The sequence below is a fragment of the Gordonia sp. NPDC003422 genome (assembly GCF_053588675.1).
The window spans coordinates 23,201-45,455 of sequence record NZ_JBSFQL010000030.1; the positions used below are offsets into that span (position 1 = coordinate 23,201).

General features: G+C 66.0%; 21 protein-coding genes. 8 read left to right on the forward strand and 13 right to left on the reverse strand.

Features of this window, described 5'->3' with window-relative positions:
• Window positions 1–11: 11 nt before the first annotated feature.
• Complete coding sequence (locus ACWDTF_RS21155) at window positions 12–1,205, reverse strand: acyl-CoA dehydrogenase family protein (protein WP_240859860.1); 1,194 nt, start codon at window positions 1,203–1,205, stop codon at window positions 12–14.
• A gap of 187 nt (window positions 1,206–1,392) precedes the next feature.
• On the opposite strand from ACWDTF_RS21155, the gene ACWDTF_RS21160 reads away from it, so the two are divergent.
• From ACWDTF_RS21160 to ACWDTF_RS21170, 3 genes are read left to right on the forward strand one after another with little or no spacing between them, the layout of a single operon-like run.
• Window positions 1,393–1,971, forward strand: a complete 579-nt coding sequence (locus ACWDTF_RS21160; RefSeq protein ID WP_355276936.1) for a TetR/AcrR family transcriptional regulator — start codon at window positions 1,393–1,395, stop codon at window positions 1,969–1,971.
• Between the two features lie 25 nt (window positions 1,972–1,996).
• Window positions 1,997–2,845: a DUF1707 SHOCT-like domain-containing protein gene (locus ACWDTF_RS21165; RefSeq protein WP_449755020.1), complete on the forward strand. Its 849-nt coding sequence runs from the start codon at window positions 1,997–1,999 to the stop codon at window positions 2,843–2,845.
• Between the two features lie 17 nt (window positions 2,846–2,862).
• Entirely contained in the window at window positions 2,863–4,284 is a 1,422-nt protein-coding gene (locus ACWDTF_RS21170) for an amidase (protein ID WP_449755021.1), read from the forward strand.
• A gap of 8 nt (window positions 4,285–4,292) precedes the next feature.
• On the opposite strand, the gene ACWDTF_RS21175 is transcribed toward ACWDTF_RS21170, so the two are convergent.
• On the reverse strand, window positions 4,293–6,191 hold the full coding sequence (locus ACWDTF_RS21175; protein WP_449755022.1) for an outer membrane protein assembly factor BamB family protein: 1,899 nt from the start codon (window positions 6,189–6,191) through the stop codon (window positions 4,293–4,295).
• A 118-nt stretch (window positions 6,192–6,309) separates the two neighbouring features.
• Between ACWDTF_RS21175 and ACWDTF_RS21180 the strand changes: the two genes are divergently transcribed.
• Window positions 6,310–8,130: a hypothetical protein gene (locus ACWDTF_RS21180; RefSeq protein ID WP_449755023.1), complete on the forward strand. Its 1,821-nt coding sequence runs from the start codon at window positions 6,310–6,312 to the stop codon at window positions 8,128–8,130.
• Window positions 8,131–8,227: 97 nt separating this feature from the next.
• Here the strand turns inward: ACWDTF_RS21180 and ACWDTF_RS21185 are convergent, their stop codons facing one another.
• Together ACWDTF_RS21185 and ACWDTF_RS21190 are read right to left on the reverse strand one after the other, a co-directional pair.
• Window positions 8,228–9,868, reverse strand: coding sequence for a solute symporter family protein (locus ACWDTF_RS21185; protein ID WP_240859846.1), 1,641 nt, complete (start codon window positions 9,866–9,868; stop codon window positions 8,228–8,230).
• On the reverse strand, window positions 9,865–10,221 hold the full coding sequence (locus ACWDTF_RS21190; RefSeq protein WP_240859845.1) for a DUF485 domain-containing protein: 357 nt from the start codon (window positions 10,219–10,221) through the stop codon (window positions 9,865–9,867). Before ACWDTF_RS21190 ends, ACWDTF_RS21185 begins: the two co-directional genes overlap by 4 nt.
• Before the next feature lie 179 nt (window positions 10,222–10,400).
• Between ACWDTF_RS21190 and ACWDTF_RS21195 the strand changes: the two genes are divergently transcribed.
• Together ACWDTF_RS21195 and vapC are read left to right on the forward strand one after the other, a co-directional pair.
• Window positions 10,401–10,601 carry a type II toxin-antitoxin system VapB family antitoxin gene (locus ACWDTF_RS21195; protein WP_240859844.1) on the forward strand — a complete coding sequence of 67 codons (201 nt, stop codon included), beginning with the start codon at window positions 10,401–10,403 and terminating at the stop codon, window positions 10,599–10,601.
• Window positions 10,598–11,002, forward strand: a complete 405-nt coding sequence (vapC, locus tag ACWDTF_RS21200) for a type II toxin-antitoxin system VapC family toxin (RefSeq protein ID WP_433257776.1) — start codon at window positions 10,598–10,600, stop codon at window positions 11,000–11,002. Before ACWDTF_RS21195 ends, vapC begins: the two co-directional genes overlap by 4 nt.
• 203 nt (window positions 11,003–11,205) lie before the next feature.
• Here vapC and ACWDTF_RS21205 read toward each other — a convergent pair whose 3' ends face one another.
• From ACWDTF_RS21205 to ACWDTF_RS21245, 9 genes are all read right to left on the reverse strand, one after another.
• Window positions 11,206–12,948: a sodium:solute symporter family transporter gene (locus ACWDTF_RS21205; protein WP_433257778.1), complete on the reverse strand. Its 1,743-nt coding sequence runs from the start codon at window positions 12,946–12,948 to the stop codon at window positions 11,206–11,208.
• A complete protein-coding gene (locus ACWDTF_RS21210) occupies window positions 12,945–13,337 on the reverse strand; it encodes a hypothetical protein (protein WP_240859833.1) in 393 nt (130 codons plus the stop codon). Before ACWDTF_RS21210 ends, ACWDTF_RS21205 begins: the two co-directional genes overlap by 4 nt.
• Window positions 13,334–14,146 carry a LytR/AlgR family response regulator transcription factor gene (locus ACWDTF_RS21215; protein WP_240859831.1) on the reverse strand — a complete coding sequence of 271 codons (813 nt, stop codon included), beginning with the start codon at window positions 14,144–14,146 and terminating at the stop codon, window positions 13,334–13,336. The genes ACWDTF_RS21210 and ACWDTF_RS21215 overlap by 4 nt, the downstream gene beginning before the upstream one ends.
• A 10-nt stretch (window positions 14,147–14,156) precedes the next feature.
• Window positions 14,157–15,389 (reverse strand): sensor histidine kinase, encoded by a 1,233-nt coding sequence (locus ACWDTF_RS21220; protein ID WP_449755024.1) that lies wholly within the window; start codon window positions 15,387–15,389, stop codon window positions 14,157–14,159.
• Window positions 15,390–15,787: 398 nt separating this feature from the next.
• Window positions 15,788–17,416: a polyamine aminopropyltransferase gene (locus tag ACWDTF_RS21225; RefSeq protein ID WP_449755025.1), complete on the reverse strand. Its 1,629-nt coding sequence runs from the start codon at window positions 17,414–17,416 to the stop codon at window positions 15,788–15,790.
• Window positions 17,417–17,520: 104 nt separating this feature from the next.
• Entirely contained in the window at window positions 17,521–17,952 is a 432-nt protein-coding gene (locus ACWDTF_RS21230; RefSeq protein WP_240859829.1) for a DUF350 domain-containing protein, read from the reverse strand.
• A gap of 57 nt (window positions 17,953–18,009) precedes the next feature.
• On the reverse strand, window positions 18,010–18,543 hold the full coding sequence (locus ACWDTF_RS21235; protein ID WP_240859827.1) for a DUF4247 domain-containing protein: 534 nt from the start codon (window positions 18,541–18,543) through the stop codon (window positions 18,010–18,012).
• Complete coding sequence (locus ACWDTF_RS21240; protein WP_355276903.1) at window positions 18,540–19,082, reverse strand: DUF2617 family protein; 543 nt, start codon at window positions 19,080–19,082, stop codon at window positions 18,540–18,542. Before ACWDTF_RS21240 ends, ACWDTF_RS21235 begins: the two co-directional genes overlap by 4 nt.
• On the reverse strand, window positions 19,079–19,717 hold the full coding sequence (locus ACWDTF_RS21245; RefSeq protein ID WP_355276900.1) for a DUF4178 domain-containing protein: 639 nt from the start codon (window positions 19,715–19,717) through the stop codon (window positions 19,079–19,081). Before ACWDTF_RS21245 ends, ACWDTF_RS21240 begins: the two co-directional genes overlap by 4 nt.
• A 248-nt stretch (window positions 19,718–19,965) precedes the next feature.
• On the opposite strand from ACWDTF_RS21245, the gene groL reads away from it, so the two are divergent.
• Window positions 19,966–21,591, forward strand: coding sequence for a chaperonin GroEL (groL, locus tag ACWDTF_RS21250; protein ID WP_449755026.1), 1,626 nt, complete (start codon window positions 19,966–19,968; stop codon window positions 21,589–21,591).
• 381 nt (window positions 21,592–21,972) lie between these two features.
• A complete protein-coding gene (locus ACWDTF_RS21255) occupies window positions 21,973–22,170 on the forward strand; it encodes a hypothetical protein (RefSeq protein ID WP_355276898.1) in 198 nt (65 codons plus the stop codon).
• Window positions 22,171–22,255 lie beyond the last annotated feature (85 nt).

Below are 22,255 nucleotides of genomic sequence, written 5' to 3' on the forward strand. Positions count from 1 at the left end.
CGGGTAGGGCTTTACAGGCCCAAAACGGCTTTGTCGATGATCTGGCGCTGAACCTCGGAGGAACCGCCGTAGATGGTGACCTTGCGGTAGTTGAGGTATGTCGGGACGCTGCGCTGTGCCCATTCGGGGGATTCGATGTCGGCGCTGCCGTTGGCGGCCGCGGCGTCGAGTTCGGCGACGGGGAGGGAGTCGGGGCCGGCGATGTCGGCGATCAGCTCCATGGCGGCCTGCTGCAGTTGGCTGCCCAACAGTTTCAGCAGCGACGACGCCGGGTTGGGTTTGCCGTCGGCCGACGATGCGACCACCCGCAGCTGCGTGAGTTCCAGTGCCAGCAGCTGATTTTCGATCTCGGCGAGACGGGCCGCGAACAACGGGTCATCGAGGAGGGTGCCGTTGGCGGTCGGTGTCTGTGCGGCCAATTCCTTGGCGCGCGCGAGCTTGGTCTTGGTGTAGCCGACGCGTGCAATACCGCTGCGCTCGTTGCCGAGCAGGAACTTGGCCTGGGTCCAGCCGTCGTTCTCCTCACCGACGAGATTCTCGACCGGCACCCGGACGTCGTTGAAGAAGACCTCGTTGACCTCGAAACCGCCGTCGATCAGCTGGATCGGCCGCAGTTCCACGCCCGGGGTGTCCATCGGGAACAGGAACATGCTGATGCCGGCCTGCTTCTTGACGTCCGGGTTGGTGCGGGCGAGGCAGAAGATCCAGTCGGCGTACTGACCGAGTGTGGTCCAGGTCTTCTGGCCGTTGATCACGTAGTGGTCGCCATCGCGGACCGCCTTGGTCTTGAGCGACGCGAGGTCGGAGCCGGCTTCGGGTTCGGAGAACCCCTGGCACCACCAGATGTCGGCGTTCGCGGTCTTCGCGAGGAACCGCTCCTTGATCTCCTGCGACCCGAACTGCGCGATGACGGGGCCGATCATGCCGACGTTGAACGGCAGCAGGTCCGGCACGAAGTTGAGGCTCATCTCCTCGCGGTAGATGTGGTGCTGGATCGGGGTCCAGTCCTTGCCGCCCCACTCGACCGGCCACGCGGGCGTCGCGACGCCGTGCTCGTTGAGGATGCGCGTGGTGGTGACGATGTCGTCGGGATAGCTGATCTTGCCGGCCTCGTTGCGTTGCCGGATCTCTTCGGGAACCTTCGAGAAGATGCTGCGCAGCTCCTCGCGGAACGCCTCTTCTTCGGGGCTGTACTTGAGATGCATGGTTCCGTCTTACTCCTCACCGGCGGGTGCTGACGCGCAGACCTCGGAAACGGTTCGCGCGGTCGATCTTTGGGGGTTACCGCAGGCTGTCGCAGTGATTTGGGGGATGCTGTGACAGCCGTCTCGACCATGACGGTACGCGAAACGGGGTCACAAAAGCAACGATCTTTGCAATAATGGCCCGATCATGACCAAACCGACAACAGCGACCGGCATCGCCAAACGTCCCGGCGGCCGCAGCGAGCGTGTGAAGGCGGCCGTCTTCGACGCGGTCGGGCAACTCCTGGATCAGGGGCTGCGGGAGACGATGACCATCCCGCAGGTCGCCGAGTTGGCCGGGGTCAACCCGTCCAGCGTCTACCGGCGCTGGGGGTCGATGGACGTGCTGCTCGAGCAGGTCGCGATCGAGGTGCTCACCGCCGAAGAACCAGTCCCCGATACCGGTGTGTTCGCCGACGATCTGCGCGCATGGGCCCAGCGCATCGCCGCAGACCTCACCACTCCTCGTCGTCGCAACTATCTGCGGGCCATGGTGTGGGCCCGCACCGACATCGTCGACGCCTACCCGCGCTGGGAAATCCGGCGTGACCAGGTGGAACAGATGCTCGCTCACGCGCGTGAACGCGGCGAATCAGTACCGGCCGTCGACCTCGTCCTCGACCACGTCGTCGCTCCGCTCTACCACCACTGCGCTTTCGGGATGCCGGTCGAGGAGGCGTGGGCAGAGCGGTTGGTGCGCGACGTGTTGTCGATGACGGCGCGCTGAACCGTAGGCGGCGTAACCTGGCGCCATGGCCGACCATGAGTCGGGTCGGGGGAGAACGCAGGCGGGTACACGGGCGCGCGACGTCGACCGGGTGACGTCGATGCAGATCCTCGACGACGCCCTTCTGGACGGGCAGCTCAGTATCGGTGAGCATCGCCAACGTGTCGAGGACGCCAAGTCGGCATCAACACTGGCGCAACTCGATTCCATCGTCTCTGACCTGCAGCGTGGCACGGAGTCGCCCGCGGATTCGGCGTCGACGCGGTCGGTGGACCCGCGCGTGATCCTCGGCATCGTGGCGATCCTCGCAGTCGTGGCCCTGCAGGTGGGGGTGGTCGTCGTGACCCGCGCCTCGTCCGACGATGAGGCCGGCGCGCCGGTCCCATCTGATCCGCTGGTGGAGGGTGCAATGTTCACCGCCGGCGGGATACGCGGGATCATCGAGGCCACCCGTCAGCGATTCGGGACGACTGTCGTGCAAGGTGTCCACCTGTACCGCGACGACGCCGTACTGCATGTCCTCGATCCGAAGTCTCCCACCGGCGCTGTGCACTACGACTTCTCGCCCGGCGGTGAGTTCCACAATCCGCAGGTCTACAGCGGACTATCGGTGAACTCGACCGGATCGCCCGACGTGGTCGTCTATCTTGCCGACGTCGACGCCGACAGCGTGGCCGACCTCATCGCATCGGCCCCGGCTCGGCTCGGCATCAGCGCAGCCACTGTAGGACAAGCCAAGTTCCGGGTGACGATCGGCGGGGACGACGGCGGCGAGATCTGGATGGGCGTCAACGACATCAGCCTCGATTCGCATCTGGTGGCCGGCCTGGACGGGCACATCAAGGGTGTGCATCGCTGCGGCTGGGGTTGTTGACGCTATGCTCGGCCTGCATGAAGCATGTGCATGCGTTTGGTGATGACTGTCTCGGCGATCTCGACGGTGTCGGCGTCGCACGGGGGATTGTGGCTGGCGAGTTCTCCGCGACCGAGGCCGTGGAGGCCGCGCTGGCCCGCATCGACGCGGTCAATCCGCACCTGAACGCCGTCGTCTACGACGACCGCGAACGTGCCCGCAAACGTGCCGTCGACAACGACTTCCCGGCCGGCTCGTTCACCGGTGTGCCGTCGATCATCAAGAACAACACCCTGTTCACCGGCTTGCCGACGCGGCACGGGTCCGCTGCCGTGCCGGAGCGTCCGGCCGAGATCAACGAGGCCTTCACCGACCAGTGGCTCTCGACCGGCGTCAACGTCGTCGGGGCGTCGACGCTGCCGGCCTTCGGCCTCACCGCGACCACCGAGTTCGTCGACGGCGACCCTACGCGCAACCCCTGGGACACCGACTTCTCCTCGGGTGCGTCGTCGGGCGGTTCAGCGGCACTCGTTGCCGCCGGAGCACTACCGATCGCGCACGCCAACGACGGCGGAGGTTCGATCCGTATCCCGGCGGCCGCGTGTGGGCTGGTCGGTTTGAAACCGTCCCGCGATCGGGTCGTCGCATCGCGGGAGGGCGAAGCGGCACCGATCGACATCATCTCCAACGGCATCATCAGCCGGTCGGTCCGCGACACCGCGCACTTCATCGCCGACGCCGAGCGGTTCGCGGCCGCGCCGGATCTCGAGCAGGTTGGACTCGTCGAGGGCCCGAGTCAGCGTCGACTGCGGATCGCACTCATAACGGAGCCGCTGACCGGCCAGCTTCTCGACATGGAGACCCAGCGGGCGGTGACCGAGGTGGCCGAGCTGGTGGAGAAGCTCGGCCATCGAACCGAGATGGTTCCGCTGCCGGTGGACCGGGACTACATCCAGGACTTCACCGACTACTGGGCGCTGCTGGCCTTCTCGCTCGACCACTTCGGAAAGCGAGTCATCGACAAGGGGTTCGACCGTTCGCAACTCGACCCCTTCACGCGTGGTCTGTCCCGGATGGCGCTGCGACGATTCTGGCGGATGCCGTCGGCGATCCGCGGACTCAAACGCTCGACGGCTGCCTTCCGCGGCATGTTCGACCGCTTCGACCTGGCCCTGACACCGACGCTCGCCCACACCACGCCCAAGATCGGATACCTCGACCCCGCAGGCGATTTCGCCGAGACCTTCGAACGGCTGACCCGCTACGTCGCGTTCACCCCGGCGAACAACACCTCGGGCACCCCGGCGATCAGTCTCCCGCTCGGCCAGACCGCCACCGGCCTGCCCATCGGCATCCACTTCATGGCCGACCTCGGCAAGGAACGCTCACTGCTCGAGCTGGCCTTCGAACTCGAAGCGGCGCAACCGTTTGCGCGGATTCAGGATGCGTCAGGCCGCTGACGTCGGGTTCACGCCATACCGACGATGGTGTTGAGGCACTTCACCACAAGCGCCCCCGGCACCGATGTCACATACTGCAGCGGGTCCTCGCAGGGCGCCGGCAGTGCGTGCGCGTGTCCGTCGATACCGATCGCCACGAGACCGGGCCAGTGCGGTGGTTCCGGTGTCGGCCGAGTCCCGACACTGACGTCGCCCAGTGCGAACCAACCGCCGTTCACCGAGGTCCACGACGCCTCCAGCGTGGTTGCCCAGGCGGACTCTGCCTGTAGCGGTGTGCGAACCGTCCGCGCGGAGTCGACCAAGTAGATCGATGAAGTGTCCTTCCGGTCCGATCGCCTGGTCACCAAGAGAATCGATTGGTCGTCGATGAACTGTGCGGCACCCGCAACGGACTTGGTGTCCAGCGTGTTCACGTCGACAAGGATGTCGCGTCGACCAACCGTCAGCAGGGCGTGTGGGCCCCGCGCGTCGACGAAAGACACCCGATCTGACTGTCGCGCACCGAGTATCGCGCGTGTGATCGTGCCGCGCCGGGTTCCGGTGACGGGATCGAGAATCGTCGCCAGTTCGCTCGAATCGCCCAGCAGCACGCCGCTGCGGCCGACATCGCTGCTGTCGCATGCGGTGATGATCACCGCATCGGTGGTGAGGGTACCGCTGGAATTGCATCCGTACCGAAATATGCGCTGCCACAGAACTTCGCCGGTGCGAGGATTGATCGCCGTCCAACGCTGCGAACGCGCCGACGCTGTGACGCCCGGCGGTTCTGGCACAGAGTCGGCGATCAAGGCCACGTCCGGTGAGGTCCCGAAGACGGTGGCCGGTGCCTCGGAAGTTCTGGTCCAGAGAACCCGGCCAGTCATCGCGTCGATGCCGATGACCGACTCGGACTCGGCGACATTCCGGGCGAGTTTCGTCGTCACCGCGGTGATCACCACCGATCCGTGACCGACGCCGGTGCTCCGTGGTAGGTACGGGGACACCTGTGGGGCTGACAGCCACCAGCGCCGCTCCCCGGTGCGGCCGTCGTAGCCCTCGATCGTGTCGGGTCTTCCGGACATGGTGAAGTCGTACTCGACTCGGACGAACCCGGCGCCGGCCGGAACGACCCGGTCCGCGTCGCCGACAGCAATGCGATAGCGTTCCTGGACTTCGAGGCCAATGCGGCCGCCAATCGTTGTCGGAGCGGCGGTTTCACCGGTCAACGGCCCATTCGACGACGAGCTCTGTGTGGCGGCAACGACGATCGCCGGAATCGAGATGAGGATCGCCGCAGCGACAGCCACCGCAACCGTCCAGCGCGGCCGGTGGCCAGGAGTGCGGTGCCGGTGGTGCTCACGCGGCGGTGGTTGGACAGCCAATCCGATCGCCTCTCGTGCCGGACCGTAGGAAAACAGAGCGACCACGACGAGCACAGCCAGCGCCGCGCAGGCAGACAACCAAGCTGCTGTCGCCGCGGCCGTAGCCAACGTCGATGCGGAGTTTCGCTGGGCATCAAAGGTATCGGTGAATGCGGCCATGGTTGTGCCGCGGAATCGGGTGATGATGACACAGACACCCGCGACGGCCAGGATCGGCGTGGACAGCGCGGCGATTCGGTGGCGAGTCCTGTTCGACCACATGTTCACCCTGCCGACGAAGTAGTAGAGGCCGACGAGGACGGTGGCCGTACCGACCATCCACCCCGTCCGGACAAGCACATCGTCCATGGCCACGTTCACCGGACCAGGCATCCCGGTCGGCCGCGCGATGATCGCGTAAGCGAGGCATGTCAGTGATGCGCCCAGGAATCCGATCACCAACGCCGACAGGATCGGTGACCATGGTCGTTCGATGTCTCTGTCGGTATCGGTCGGTTCCCAGACGTCATCGGCGATGGATGTTTCCGTGTCTGCCCCGTCCTGCACGAGCAGAGCGTACCTTCGTTGGGATGGCTCCGGAGAGCTCGCTGCACAACGGTTCTGAGTTGTCCACAGCGAGGACTCGGCAGTGATCCGAACCGCCTGCGGCCGTTAGTCTATGCAGATGCCGGGGGACGACTCGATCATCGATGCCATCACGACGACGAGCAACCGATCACGGGACGGGTGGCGAACCCCGGCGTCGATCGCCGTGGCGACAGGATTGGCCGTGGCGGGCGTTGTGCTCACCGGTTATGCAGTGGCGCACCGGCATCCCGACGGCTGGGTCGGTGACTTCACGTCGCATCAGACCGACGTCTACCTGGTGATTGCCGCGGTGGCGATGCCACTGGTGGCTCTGGCCGTCATGGTCACTGCGGGCGTGGTGTGGTGGCGTCGGTCGGCCGACCGCGATCTCGCGGGACTCGTTCTCGGGTTGCTGCTCGTGGCTTCGTTGGGCCTCGGGTGGCTGTGGCTGGGTGAGATGAGTTCGACCGCGGCCGGCGAGTTCGACGCTCCGCTCCTGCCGCCGGTCGTGACGTGGATTCGATGGTCGGGCGCCATTCTGGTGGCCGCCTGGCTGGTGCTGTTGATCGGAGCCGTGCGCCCGACGTCGCTCCCGCGCAAGCGCCGAGTCAGTGGCGCCGTAATGGTCGTTGCCCTCACGTCGGTTGTGTTTCTCGGGATCGGGTTGGTCATCGGAGCGCACACCACGCGTGCCTTTACGGTCGTGGAGCCGATTCCGGTTCCTCCGCCTCCCGTGACCGTCGAGGGCACGGTCGCCTATTCCATACCGGCGCGGGAGACAACCGACGTCCTGCCGGCCGGTCCCGGATTTGTGGTGCGCGGCGACCACGGTCTGGCGGCCTACGACGGTGCGACCGGGGAACGTCGGTGGTCGATCGAGTTCGCCGCTCTCGGCGGGAATTGCGGTGGCGAGCTATCACGCGGCAGGCAGCAGGACTACTGGTGGTCTCGTGGGGTTCCGGGTACGGCAGTGCGCAGTACTGGCGCTGGGCTCACATCGATCATCGCTGTGACATGCGGTCGCCGGGTGTTCGGCGTCGACGCGATGACAGGCTCGGTGCGATGGGTGAATACGGAGGGTTGGGACGTCTACGACGCGACCCCCGATGTCATCTCGGTGACCAAGGACGACCGCAGTTCCCAGCACGCCGCGGTGGCGGCGATGGACCCCGGGACCGGCAAGGTTCGCTGGGTGATGGGAGCGTCGGACTGCACCGACGCGACGCAACTCACGGTCGTGGGACACGTCATCGTTCACGAGGACCGCTGCTCGGCGAGCGGTCGGTGGTTGCGAATGGTGAACGTGTACAACGGAACCGAACGCTACGTCGTGATGCCCGCGTGGACGTCACCATCATCGAAGTGGACGAGGCGCTTGGTCACGGTGTTGGCACGATCCGGCTCGACAGTGGCCATCGAGGTATCGATGGGAAATGTCGATGGCAGAACTTGGGACACGGGCATTGTCGCCATCGACACCAATACGCGCGACGCGCGATCAGTCGTGCCGCACGGGACGAGGACAGAGTACTTCCTCCCCGATCGCCAGCGCTTTGGATGGGCGTTGTCCGGCGCGATCACACCGTTGGGGAGCCAGTCGGAACAGGCGATGCTCCTTCGCCTTCCCGCCGGTCGCGTCGGCCTCTACTCAGCGCGTGTGCCGTTGTTCAGCGACTACTTGACGCCGGAGCAGTGGTGGACTCTCGTCGGCAACACCGCGGTGACCGCCATGGGGTACTACGGCTCCCACGCCGTCGTGACCATCGCGCCCGACGGTCGCGTCACGAGCCGACCCGGTCCGTGCGGACGCGACGAGGGCGGTGTGATGACAGTCCCCGGCGCACTGCTGGTGCTCTGCATGCGGACAGACGCGCACAGCTACAAGGTCACGAGCGTGGATGTCGTCGGGTTGCGATAGGCCGAAAAGGCAACTGCTCGCGTGTCTCCCATTCGCGCGCAATACATTGCGAGCAAACGAGAGACACGCGAGCAGATCCAGCGTGTCGGGCTGAGACCTAGTGCGCGACCGCCTTTTCGGCGCCGACACCGGTCAGTGAACGAACCTCCATCTCGGCGTTGCGCTCCGGAGTGCCCTTGTCGGCGGGTGAGGTGAAGGTGCCGATGATGCCGAGGGCAAAGCCCAGCGGGATCGACACGATGCCCGGATTCGAGAGCGGGAACCATGCGAAGTCGGAGCCCGGGATCATCGAGGTCGACGCACCGGAGACCGCCGGCGAGAAGATGATCAGGATGATCGTCGAGCCCAGACCGCCGTAGATGCTCCACAGCGCGCCGCGGGTGTTGAACCGCTTCCAGTACAGCGAGTACACGATGGTCGGCAGGTTGGCCGCCGCGGCGATCGCGAAGGCCAGCGCCACCAGGAAGGCGATGTTCTGGCCGTTGGCGAGGATACCGAGGACGATGCCCATGATGCCGAGCACCACGACGGTGTAGCGCGACACCCGCACCTGATCGTCCTCACTTGCCTTGCCGCGCTTGATGACACTGCCGTAGATGTCGTGGGCGAAGGAGGCAGATGCGGTGATCGCCAGCCCGGCCACGACCGCGAGGATCGTCGCGAAGGCGACCGCGGAGATGATTCCCAACAGGACCACGCCGCCGAGTTCGAAGGCGAGCAGCGGTGCCGCCGCGTTCTGACCGCCGGCCGCGGCAAGGATCTTATCGGGTCCGACGAGGGCTGCCGCGCCGTAGCCGAGGATCAGCGTGAACAGGTAGAACGCGCCGATCAGGGCGATGGCCCAGACCACCGAGCGTCGGGCTTCCTTGGCGGTCGGCACGGTGTAGAAGCGCATCAGCACGTGCGGCAGACCCGCGGTGCCGAGCACCAGCGCGATGGCCAGCGACACGAAGTTGATCTGCGAGGTCATCGATCCGCCGTACTGGGCGCCCGGCGCGAGCACATCGCGGCTTGCGACCTTCTTCGACTCGGAGTCGCTGATCGCGTCCTGGGCCGAACCCAGGAGCGAGGAGATGTTGAAACCGAACTTGGCGAGAACGATGAAGGTCATGATCGCCGCACCCGCGATGAGCAGCACGGCCTTGATGATCTGCACCCAGGTGGTGCCCTTCATGCCGCCGATGAGGACGTAGACGATCATCAGGGCGCCGACGACGGCGATGACGATCGATTGTCCGAGGCGACCCTCGATGTCGAGCAGCAGCGCGACAAGCCCACCGGCGCCGGCCATCTGGGCGAGCAGGTAGAACAACGACACCGCGAGCGTGGAGATCGCCGCGGCCAGTCGCACCGGACGCTGCTTCAGGCGGAAGCTGAGGACGTCGGCCATGGTGAATTTGCCTGTGTTGCGGAGCAATTCGGCGACGAGCAGGAGAGCGACGAGCCACGCGACGAGGAAGCCGATGGAGTAGAGGAACCCGTCGTACCCGTAGACGGCGATGGCGCCTGCGATACCGAGAAAGCTTGCGGCCGAGAGGTAGTCGCCCGCGATGGCGATACCGTTCTGCGGCCCGGAGAAGCCGCGGCCGCCGGTGAAGAAGTCGGCGGCGGACTTGTTGTTCTTGCTGGCGCGGATGACGACGTACATCGTGACCGCCACGAACGCGAGGAAGATCGAGATGTTGGCGACGGGGCTGCCGACCGTTGCGGCGAGCACCATGGTGTTCTGGCCGGTCATGCCGATACCTCACTTTCCATCTGGTCGCGGATGGCCTCGGCCTTGGGATCGAGTTCGCGGTTGGCGAACCGCACGTAGAGGCCGGTGATGACGAAGGTGGTCACGAACTGCAGCAGTCCGAGGATGAGTCCGAGGTTGATGTTGCCCCAGACCTTGGTGGCCATAAAGTCGTGCGCGAACGCGCCGAGCAGCACGTAGATCGCGTACCAGGCCAGGAAGAACGCCGAGACCGGGAACACGAAGCGACGCAGGGTGCGCTTGAGGTCCTGGAACTGATCGCTCTCCTGCATGGCGAGATAGGCCTCGCCGGTGGGTAGGTGTGACTGAGGTGGTGGTTGGTCGACGGTCGACACGGGTTTCCTCCCAGCTGTGACGGGTAACTGGAGTCAGACTTGCTGAGGCGTGGATCACATCGCAATGCGTGGCGCGGGTCACACGCCGAAGTCCACCGGCTGTGCGCCGGACGGTCGAAATGTGCCGACGAGCGGTTGCCGTTCGCAGTGTGTGGGATCATGTGTAAGGAGGTACACAGATGGCCACAAATCTCGCGATCGACCCGGAACTGCTCGATCATGCTTTTCGGGTCGGCGGTGAACGCACCAAGAAGGACACGGTCACTCGCGCGCTCGAGGAGTTCATCGCCCGACGTGAACAAGCCAAGATCGTCGACCTCTTCGGTTCGCTCGATCCCGACGAGACCTTCGACTACAAGGCGCAGCGTTCGCGCGGATGAGCGTTCTCGTCGACACCAGCGTCTGGTCGCTGGCGTTGCGGCGCGACGCTCAGCTCGACAACCCGCACGTCGTCGAACTGCGACGGCTACTCGTCGGTGGTGACCTCGTCGTCACCACCGGACTCATCATTCAGGAGCTACTCCAGGGGTTCGTGCCGGAGCGCACGCGCGGGGTCATCCTCGAACGGTTCGCGTCGGTGCCGGTTGTTGCACCCGACCGCGACGACCACGTCGCCGCTGCCGACCTGAAGAACCTGTGCCGCAGTGCAGGGGTCCAGTTGGGCACGATCGATGCTCTGATCGCGCGACTTGCGATTGCCCACGGGCTCACATTGCTGACCGCGGACAACGACTTCGTCCATGCCGCACCACATGTCGGGCTCGCCGTCTGGACGTCGTGAGTGGCGCTGGCCCGTCCATCTGGCCCGGCAGAAGCACCATCGATCCGCCGGTGCGCCCCACAAAAGTAGGGGAAGAAACTTCTTCCCCTACCCTTGGAGTCCTCCCCCAGAAAACTCTCGCGGACGACTACATACCCCGGGGAAGAAGTTCTTCCCCTAGATTTTGCGGCCACGGCACTATCGCATTTGCCCAGTTCAGAAGGTCAGTCGCCCGGGAGTCGCTCGACGCCCATGCCGAGGCGTTCGGGCACGTGCATTCGTGCAAACGTGCGTGACAGATCGGCGGGCACCCGGCTGCGGGTGGCCAGACTGACGCCGATCATGGTCCCGAACGCGAGCGGCACGGTGACTGCGGCCGGGTACCCGATGATGACCGCGAGCCAGCCGTTGAATGCGTCGTCGTCGGCGACCCCGGCGATCGCGAGGCTGGTGGCTACGCCGGCCGACACTCCACCCACGATCAGGCCGGCGATCGCGCCCGGCGCGGTGAGCCCGCGCCACCAAATACCCAGCACCAGAAGAGGACACAACGTCGACGCTGCGACCGCGAACACCAGGCCGACGGTCCGTGACAGTTCCAGCGAAGTCGCCGCCAGGGACAGTCCCACCGGGATGACGCCGCCGATCACCGCCGCCAGCCGGAAGTCACGAACCCTGCCGCGCAGAACGTCGGTGGCCAATGCTCCGGCGACGCTGACGAGCAAGCCCGACGAGGTGGCCAGGAACGCGGCGATCGCCCCGGCGGCCACGAGTGCCGCCAGGATCTGGCCGCCCACACCGCCTACCGCAGCACTCGGTAACAGCAGAACAGCGGCGTCGGCCGTGCCGGTGATCAGGAGCTCAGGGACGTACAGGCGCGCAAAGACGCCGAGCAGCAACGGAAACAGATAGAACAGCGACAGCAGCGCGATCACGGTCAGCGCCGTCCGACGCGCAGTCCGGCCGTCGGGGTTGGTGTAGAACCGCACCAAGACGTGTGGCAGGCCCATGGTGCCGAGGAAGGTCGCAATGATCAGCGAAAGCACTTGGTAGAGAGCGTGATCGCCACCGAGACCGTGGCCGGGGGAGATCCATTCCGAACCGGTGGCCGGCGCGCCGGCGATGACCGGGGTCGCGGCTCCGGCGTCGAGAGCGATCACGCTGCCCGCCGAGATGTGGTGATGTCCAGGCGCGAGGATCGGCTCGTCGTCGACCGCGCGGCCATCCACAATCCCAGAGATGCGCATGCCGGCCGGATCACTCACGGTGACCAGCACGTCAGTCGTGACGTCGACCGTGGTGGCGACCGAGACGCGAGGCGGTGCGGGCTCGCCGAGATGGGCTCGATCCCCGGCGAATACACCCAGCAGTACCAGTGCGGGGATCGCGATGGCCGTGAGTTTCAGCCAGTACTGAAAGGCCTGGACAAAGGTGATCGACCGCATGCCGCCGCCGACGACGTTGACGATCACAATGGCCCCGACCGCAACGGCGCCGACCCAGACCGGGGCGCCGAGCAGAATGTTGAGGGTCAGTCCGGCGCCCTGGAATTGGGGGATCAGATACAGCACGCAGACCACCACCACGACGATCATCGCCGTGGTGCGCACCGGCTTCGACGACAATCGGAACTCGGCGAAGTCGGGCACCGTGTAGGCCCCGGAGCGACGCAGGGGTGCGGCCACGAACAGCAGTAGCCCCAGGTAGCCCGCGGTGAACCCCACCGGATACCAGAGCGCGTCGGCGCCGTACTTCGCGACAAGTCCGGCAACGCCGAGAAAGGATGCCGCCGAGAGGTATTCGCCGGATACGGCGGCGGCATTCCACCGCGACCCGACCGTCCGCGAAGCAACGAGGAAGTCCGACGTGGTTCGCGAGAAGCGTCCGCCGTAGGCGCCGACCGCGATGGTCGCCACCGCCGCGACGAGCAGGGCCGCCGCGGTCAGGGCGTCGACGTGCTGGCTCACGGGCCGTCACTGTCTGAATCGGTGTCGTCGTCGACGACACCCATGAAGTCGCGTTCGGCTTGTTCGGCGAGCCGTATGTACAGCCAGCCGGTCAGATACACGATCGGGTAGAGGAGGACACCGAGGACGATCCAGTGCAACCGGATGCCGAACACGGTGAGCTCGCCAAGTGAGGGAAAGGCCAGTCCCAGCAACGGAATTGCCACGATCAGAACCAGCAGACTACCGCCCAGCCGAAGTGCGAGCCCGAGCTGGGCACGCATCAGGCCACGAACCAGCGTGTCGCCGACCTCGGTCTGTTCCTGCACCTCCACCCGGGTCCGGACGGTACGTGCGCCGCGTCGGGACGCGAGGACAACCCGTTCACGTGGTGGCGGATTCGAGGTCATGTTCGCCCGCCTGGTTCCCCAGAGCGGTAGGTGCGGAGCGGGTCTCGAATGATGCGGTCCTTGATCTCACGCAGCTGACGTCGGCTGACCGGAAGCTCCACCGCTGGAGATCGGCCGTTCTCGCCGACGCTGACTACCGTCGTCGACCCCGACGTGCGCAACCCGGTGACCATCTTGAGAGCGACCAGATACGAGCGATGCACGCGGGCAAAGCCGTGATCCTGCCAGCGAGATTCCAAGGTGGACATCGGTATTCGCACAAGGTGTGCGCCGGAGTCGGCGTGTAGCCGGGCATAGTCGCCGACGGCCTCCACCCACGAGATGGAGTCGCGTCGCACCAGCGATGTGACGCCACTCATCTCCACCGGGATCACCTCGTCCGATGTGTCGGTGGTGCCGGTCATGTTGTCGCTCTGCGGTTGTGGCGTGGAATCTGCATTGTCCCGATTGCTCGTCACGCGGTCCACGGCCTGTGCCAGGCGATCCTCGCGCAGTGGTTTGAGGAGGTAGTCGAGTGCGCCGACCTCGAAGGCGTCGACCGCCTTGTCGTCGTGCGCGGTGACGAAGACGATGGCCGGCGGCTCGGTGTAGCGGCCCAGCACGCCGGCGAGTTCGAGTCCGGAGAGTCCGGGCATGTTGATGTCGAGGAAGATGGCGTCGATGCGATGGTCGTTGAGTTCGCGCAGCGCGCCAGTGGCATCGGACGCGGCGAGAACGGTCCCCACGGCATCTTGTCGCTCGAGGAGGTAGCACAGCTCGTCGAGCGCGGGACGTTCGTCGTCGACGGCGAGGACCACGAGATCGTCCATCGGTCACCTCCTAAACGTGCACGCCCGCGCGGAACTTCGGTACTCGCATCCCGACCTTGGTGCCCGCACCGACCGCGGTCTCGACCACTAGACCGTAATCGTTGCCGAAGGCCGCGCGCAGACGATGGTCGACATTCGTGAGCCCCACGTGAGCACCCTCGGAGGTCTCTCCCGAAGGGTCCGGTCCCGAGGTAGTTGGCGCAGACGGTTCCAGCGCGTCGAGCACACCTGAGCGCAGCATCTCCGGGTCCATGCCAACCCCGTCGTCTTCGACGGTGATCACGCAGTCGGTGCCCTCGTCGCGGGCGGTGATGGTGATGACGCCACCGCCCTTGCCGCCCAAACCATGTCGGACGGCGTTCTCCACCAGGGGTTGGAGGGCGAGGAACGGCACCACCACGTTGAGCACCTCGGGCGCGACGTGTAGACGCACCTCGAGCGCGGGCCCGAATCGGGCGCGTTCGAGGGTGAGGTAGCGGTCGATGTTGCGCAGTTCGTCGGCGAGCAGGGTGAACTCGCCGGCCGCGCGGAACGAGTACCGGGTGAAGTCGGCGAACTCGAGGATGAGTTCGCGGGCGCGGTCGGGGTCGGTGCGGACGAAGGACGCGATGGTGTTGAGGGCGTTGTAGATGAAGTGCGGGCTGATCTGTGCGCGCAGGGCGAGCACCTCGGCGCGGTCGAGGCGGGCGCGGGAGGCGTCGAGGTCGGCGAGTTCGACCTGGCTCGACACGTACCGGGCCACCTCGGCAACCGCGCCCAGCATGCCCGGCCCGGGTCGGCGCGTGGTCGCGACCACGAGGACGCCGAGCCGCTCATCCCCGGCGACCAGGGGTTGGGCGATGAGTGCGCGGACCGGTGATTCGGAGTACGACGGGTCGGTCGACAGGACGCGGCGCTGGTTGTCGGCGGCCGACGCGGCGGCCCGGTCGGCGTGGGCGAGCATGTCGGCGTCCCAGATGTCGTCGTCGACGGGGTCGTGTGCGAGGCGACGTGGTTCGTCGTCGTAGAGGGCCACGGCGTCGGCGGCGGTGAGCGATCGGAGGTGGGGCAGCGCTTCGGCGGCGGACTCCGCGGTCAGCCCGGTACGCAGCGACCGCGCGGCCCGCGATGCCGTGTGCAGGGTGGTGTGCACCGCACGCTCGGTGGGGGTCGCGACCACTCGCCGCGTCCGGATCAGCATGATGACACCGACGACGACGATCGTCGCGAGCACAGCGATCAACACCGCCAATCCGCTGGACATGCACCCATCTTCGACGGTGCGGCGCGGTCGCGCTGTGACTCGGGCAGAAAACACTCACCACCGCCGGCTGCGAGCCTCGAAGCCCCTGCCTACCGATGGCTGGGGTGCGAGCCTGCGAGCCTCGAAGACACTGCCTGCGGTGACATCGTTGTCTCACCAAGCCCCTTCGAGGCTCGCAAGCTCGCACCTCAGGGAGCGGGTGGAGGGTCAGCGAGCGGAGGTGGGGCGGGTGCAGGGTCGGCGAGCGGAGGTGGGGCGGGTGCAGGGTCGGCGAGCGGAGGTGGGGCGGGTGGAGGGTCAGCGAGCGGAGGTGGGGCGGGTGCAGGGTCAGCGAGCGGAGGTGGGGTGGGTGGAAGGTCGGCGAGCGGAGGGTGGAGGGGGGTCCAGGCGGTGGGGAATCAGTAAACAGTCCACTCACTCTGGGCGTACCGTAGGATGCGGGGGTCCATGAGCGTCGACGGCGGCATGTCGAGGGGTGGGCGGTCGAGCGGGAAGACGGCGGCCGACGCGAGTTCGTCGGCGCTGAGGAATCGCAGCGGTCTGGGAGCGTGCACGGCGAGTGGAACCGGCTCGTTCGCGGCGAGGTGGAAACCCCAGTCGCCGAAGGACGGTACGTCGACGTGGTACGGCTGCGTCCAGAGCCCTGCGTCGCGCAGGGTGGACTGTATGCACCAGAACGACTTCGGCGCGAAGTACGGTGATCCCGACTGCACCACCATCCGTCCACCGTCGGCCAGGTGCGCGCGGGCCAGTGCGTAGAACTCCGTCGAATACAGCTTGGCGGTGGCGGATTCGTCGGGGTCGGGCATGTCGATGATGATCGCGTCGTAGCGCTGGTTCGCCTGCCGCAGCCAGGTGAAGGCGTCGGCGGTGATCACCCGCGCGCGCGGATCTGTCATCGATCCGCGATTCAAGCGCACGAGCCGCTCGTCGTTCCGGGCGAGACGGATCATCTCGGGATCGAGTTCGACAAGGGTGATGTCCCCGGCGTCGGGGTAGGTGAGTACTTCCCGCAGGGCCAGGCCGTCGCCGCCGCCGAGCACCAGTACCCGTGCATGTGCTCCCGACATCGCCGGATGCACCAGCGCCTCGTGATACCGGTACTCGTCGATCGACGAGAACTGGAGGTCGCCGTTGAGGTAGAGCCGAGTGTCCGGTCCCTCGGCGGTACGACGCTCGGTGATGACGATGTCCTGATATGGCGTGCGTTCGGCCGCGACGATCGGATCGCGGTACAGCGCCTGACGGGCGGTGACCTCGAACTTCGACGAGTAGACGAGAGCCGCGACCAGCGCCGCGACCACCGCTACGGCGGCGGTGCCGAGCAGTGCCATCCGCATCGGGCTCAACGACCGCCGGAACACCACGAACACCAAGAACGAACCAGCCGCGGCGTTCACCAGGCCGACCACGAGCGCACCCCGCAGCTGACCGAAGAACGGCAACAGCAGGAATGGGAAACACAGGCCGCCGACGAGGGCGCCGATGTAGTCGACGGCGAAGATGTCGGCGACCGCCGAGCCCGCCTCCTGCCGCCGAATCCGTTGCAGCAGAACCATGAGCAGCGGGATCTCGGCACCGATCAGCAGACCCAACACAAACGCGACCACCACGAGCGCCTGCGTGTACAGCGCAAGATAGGCGAACGCCGCGTACAGCGCCATCACCGACAATCCACCGAGCAACGCGAGGGCCAGTTCGATCACCGCGAACGCGGTGACCGAGTGCGGCTGAAGCGGTTTGGCGGCGAGCGACCCGACACCCATTGCGAAAACCATCACCGCGAGCACGATCGACGCCTGGGTTGCGGTGTTGCCGATCAGGAACGACCCCAACGACACCAGGGCCAGCTCGTAGACGAGACCACAAGCAGCGCAGACAAAGACGACGGCCAGGAGCGCGGATCGGGACCAGCGGGTAGCGGTCGTCTTCTCGCTCCCGGTAGCCTGCCCGCTCCCGGTCGTCCTCCCGCTCCCTGAGGTGTGAGGAGCGCCAGCGACGAGCCTCGAAGGGTCTGGCGACGTCATCTCACCAGGCCTTCGAGGCTCCTCGCTAGCGCTCGTCGCACCTCAGGCAGCGGAAGGAGCTCAGGCAGCGGCATTTCGGGGCGATCCATGCTCAGGGGTTGGCGTCACAAGATAGAGGCGGCGATGATCAACGCGGTGCCGACGTGGGTGACGCCGTGTACCCACACGGCCGGGTGACTTTCGGTGTCGACGACGAGTTCGCCGAGCTTGCCGGGCGTGAACAGGTCGACGATGACGAAAGTGAGTGCCATTGCGGCCATTCCGATGATGGTGTAGACCACTGTGTACGTGAGCCCCACCGCGAGCCGTCCCTCGCTGGACACGATCGCCGCGGTGACGATGATCGCGACCGACAGCAGGTTGGTGGCAACGAGGATGCCGGCGTTGCGATTTCGGTCGGCCCACAACTGGTGGCGCAGGTTGCCGGGCGTGAGCACGTCGAGGACCGCGAAGGAGATGAGCATCAGGAGGACCCCGACACCCGAGTAGGCCGCGGCGTAGGCGGCGTTGAGCGCGATGTCACCTATCGAGATCATGAGTATTCTCCGGTTCTTCGTGGTCCGTCGTGCTGTGAGGGTGATCGTCGTCGAAGGTCATTTTCCGCCTCCGTTGCTTCCGCCGCCGCGGTTGTCGCTCCCGTTGCCGCCGAAATTCGGTGTGGGAACCCAATATCCGCCGACGTAGTTGTGATAGTGGTTGTAGCCCGACCGGTAATCGCGACTGACCATCACGCGTGTCTTGTCGTTGCCGTAGGGGAAGAGGCCGATGAGGTAGTCGGGGTACTGCATGAACAGCGATCCGGCCACGGCGCCCGCTGCGGCGGCATCACCCTCGCGCCGGTCGTTGGGGTTCTCGGCGTCGCTGATCTCGTCTGCGACCTTCGACGGTGTGCCGTCGGCGATGTAGGCCTGCACTCCGCTCTCGTCGAGCGATGCGTCGCGCTGATAGTTCGACGTGACGTACTGGCGAGCATTGTTCTGCTTGAAGGCGTTGTAGCCGCAGGAGCCGATCAGGATCAGGATGGTCACCCCGGCGATCACGGCGATGATGATGTTTCGGGTACGACGCAGCGAGCGGAGCGGATCGGGCTCGGGTGCGCCGAAACCGCCAGGGGGAGACACACTCACGCCGAAATCACCGCGCCCCGACCCAGCCTGCTCGTGGTCAGCACGACTTCACCGGCTTGCGGATAGGTATGCCAGGTGTGCCACGAGATCGCGTCGGGTTCGTCGTCGGCCACGATCGCGGTGACCGCGTGCGGCGCGCCCGGGAAGTGTCCGATCAGCGCCGGCATGCCTTCGGCGATGCGGTCGGCGACGCGACGGTGAAGGTCGTCGACCAGGTCGGCCAGCGCGTCGGGATGCACCGCGTCGACCCGGGAGGCGAAGTAGTAGTCGAGGTGCTGGAAGGACTCGGGAAGTGCGGACGTCACCTCGGGCAAGCAGGCGACGGTCTCGCACAGATGCTGATTCCCGTCGTCGACGATCACTTGGTGACTCGCACCGAGCAACCGCAACGAGACAGTGATCCCGCCGAGTTCGCCAGAGCTCGTGGCGAGCGCCGGCTGTTCCGGGGCGGTCAGCGAATACCCGAGCTGTCCGGCGCTGGTGTCAGCGAACGCGACGGCGAGTTCTGTCGAGCCGTCGGGCGGTGAAGCGGGACTCACGGCGCTCCAGGAGCAGAGCTGCTCGGATAGATCCGGTACTCACCCGCGTCGAGCACCTCGCCGCGCGCGCATTCCCAGCCGCCGCCGAAGTCCTCGAAGGACAGACGCTCGTCGCCTGCCTGGTAGTCGTGGTAGCGCAGGGAGCCGGTCGGGTTGAGCCCGGTTGTCCCGGTCGAGGTGAACGTCGCCGATCCCGATTCGTCGGACTCGTAGCGTCGGCCGCCGTCGAGTTCGATGGTCTGCGGGCCCGGCACCATGGTCACACCCTTGAGCTCACGCCACAGGATGACCTCGAGATCGGGGTCGTCCTCCACCGACAGCCATGCCTTGGAGCCGAGGCCGGTGTCGAGAAAATGCTCGGTCCACTGAAAGCTGCCCTGGGTCAGCACCAGGGTTCCGCGAACCGCATGCGTCTGGCCGCGGAATTCGACGAGGTCGCCGGGCTTGAGGGTGCGCGGGTTGCCGTAGACGGAGTCGTCGTCGGCCGAGGAAAACGGGTCGGCCGGGCCGTGGGTGCGCTGGTGGAGGCCCTGTTCCTCGAGTTTGCGCAGTTTGCGATTGCCCAGGAAGTTGAAGATCACGACGACGGCGATGATCGCCAGCAGTGCGACGATGATGACGAGCAGATACCCCACCCGACCGACCCTAACCGACCTGGGATCGGATGCGCGTCGACTGTCGTTCGGCTGGCGGCGAACGCCCGCGTCCCGACCTTGCACTCGCCTGGTCCGAGTGCTAAAACGGTCATTGGCACTCGCGTAGTGTGAGTGCTAGGTCGGGACGGTGAGACCGGTACCGAATGACACACCGGTCGTCCGTCGCGGGCACCGAAGTTCCGGCCATCAATACCTGGTGTCACCCCCTATCGGAGGATCACTTACCCATGGCCAAGCAAATCGCGTTCGACGAAGAGGCCCGCCGCGGCCTCGAGCGGGGCCTCAACAGCCTTGCCGACGCAGTCAAGGTCACGCTGGGACCCAAGGGTCGCAACGTCGTCCTGGAGAAGAAGTGGGGCGCCCCCACGATCACCAACGATGGTGTTTCCATCGCCAAGGAGATCGAGCTGGAGGACCCGTACGAGAAGATCGGCGCCGAGCTCGTCAAGGAAGTCGCCAAGAAGACCGACGACGTCGCAGGCGACGGCACCACCACCGCCACCGTTCTGGCTCAGGCTCTCGTCCGTGAGGGTCTGCGCAACGTCGCTGCCGGCGCCAACCCGCTGGGTCTGAAGCGCGGCATCGAGAAGGCCGTCGAGGCCGTCACCGAGTCCCTCCTCAAGAGCGCCAAGGAGGTCGAGACCAAGGAGCAGATCGCTGCCACCGCGGGTATCTCGGCCGGCGACCCGTCCATCGGCGAGCTCATCGCCGAGGCCATGGACAAGGTCGGCAAGGAAGGCGTCATCACCGTCGAGGAGTCCAACACCTTCGGGCTGCAGCTGGAGCTCACCGAGGGCATGCGCTTCGACAAGGGCTACATCTCGGGCTACTTCGTCACCGACGCCGACCGTCAGGAAGCCGTCCTCGACGACCCGTACATCCTGCTGGTCTCGGGCAAGGTCTCGACCATCAAGGACCTGCTGCCCCTGCTGGAGAAGGTCATCCAGGCCGGCAAGCCGCTGCTGATCATCGCCGAGGACGTCGAGGGCGAAGCCCTCTCGACCCTGGTCGTCAACAAGCTCAAGGGCACCTTCAAGTCCGTCGCCGTCAAGGCTCCGGGCTTCGGTGACCGCCGCAAGGCCATGCTGGCCGACATCGCCATCCTCACCGGTGGCGAGGTCATCAGCGAAGAGGTCGGCCTCTCGCTCGAGGGTGCAGGCGTCGAGCTGCTCGGTACCGCTCGCAAGGTCGTCGTGACCAAGGACGAGACCACCATCGTCGAGGGTGCGGGCGATCCCGACGCCATCGCCGGTCGCGTGGCCCAGATCCGCGGCGAGATCGAGAACAGCGACTCCGACTACGACCGTGAGAAGCTGCAGGAGCGTCTGGCCAAGCTGGCCGGCGGCGTCGCCGTCATCAAGGCCGGTGCTGCCACCGAGGTCGAGCTCAAGGAGCGCAAGCACCGCATCGAAGATGCCGTGCGCAACGCCAAGGCTGCCGTCGAAGAGGGCATCGTCGCCGGTGGTGGCGTGGCCCTGCTGCAGTCGGAGCCGGCCATCGACGGTCTGTCGCTCGAGGGTGACGAGGCCACCGGTGCCAACATCGTGCGCGTCTCGCTCTCGGCTCCGGCCAAGCAGATCGCCGTCAACGCCGGGCTCGAGCCGGGCGTCGTCGCCGACAAGATCCTCAACTCGCCGAAGGGTACCGGCCTCAACGCCGCCACCGGTGTGTACGAGGACCTGCTGGCCGCCGGCATCAACGACCCGGTGAAGGTCACCCGCTCGGCGCTGCAGAACGCTGCGTCGATCGCGGCTCTGTTCCTCACCACCGAGGCCGTCGTCGCCGACAAGCCGGAGAAGAACCCCGCCCCCGCATTGCCGGGTGGCGACGAGATGGGCGGAATGGGCTTCTGATCTGACGATCAGAACCCGCGCCTACCAACGCAATTCAACGCCAAGGCCGGTCACCTGCGAGGGTGGCCGGCCTTCGGCGTTATGTCGATGAAGCGCACGTTCACATCGAGTGGGTGCTGCTATCGCAGGTGGGCACGGAGGCGGGGGAGACGCGCTGGTGGAGTTACCAGTTGGTCCACGTCATAATCGATGGCGTGCTGCTCAGGCTTGAATACCGCAGCACAGTTCCCGGCCGAGCGGGATGAACCCTGAACGATCTCCTGGGCACGTCAGGGTCTAAATTTTTGTCCCTGCGTACGCGGGGGTCTCGGATGGTGTGCCAGTACCACTAACTGAACAATCTCATTGGCACGTCAATTGGGCATGCGCTAGTGTGCAACTATGAGACCCGAGATCGAGGACGCCATCCGCACGGCTGTCGAGAAGCGTGTCGAGTGCGGACGCTGGGCGACCGCAGAGGGTTTCGCGGCCGAACGTCATTGTGTGGACTTGACGCGACTTCGGTTCGCGCTTGCTGCCGACCGCATGCGTCCTGACGGAGTCGCCTCGCAGCACGTGTCCATGCTGTGCCGCATATAGATCGGCAGTACACCGAACGAACCACTTTCTCGGCTATGTCAGACCTGACTGCTTTGCTCCTCGATAGATTTCTTCGGTCGAGTCC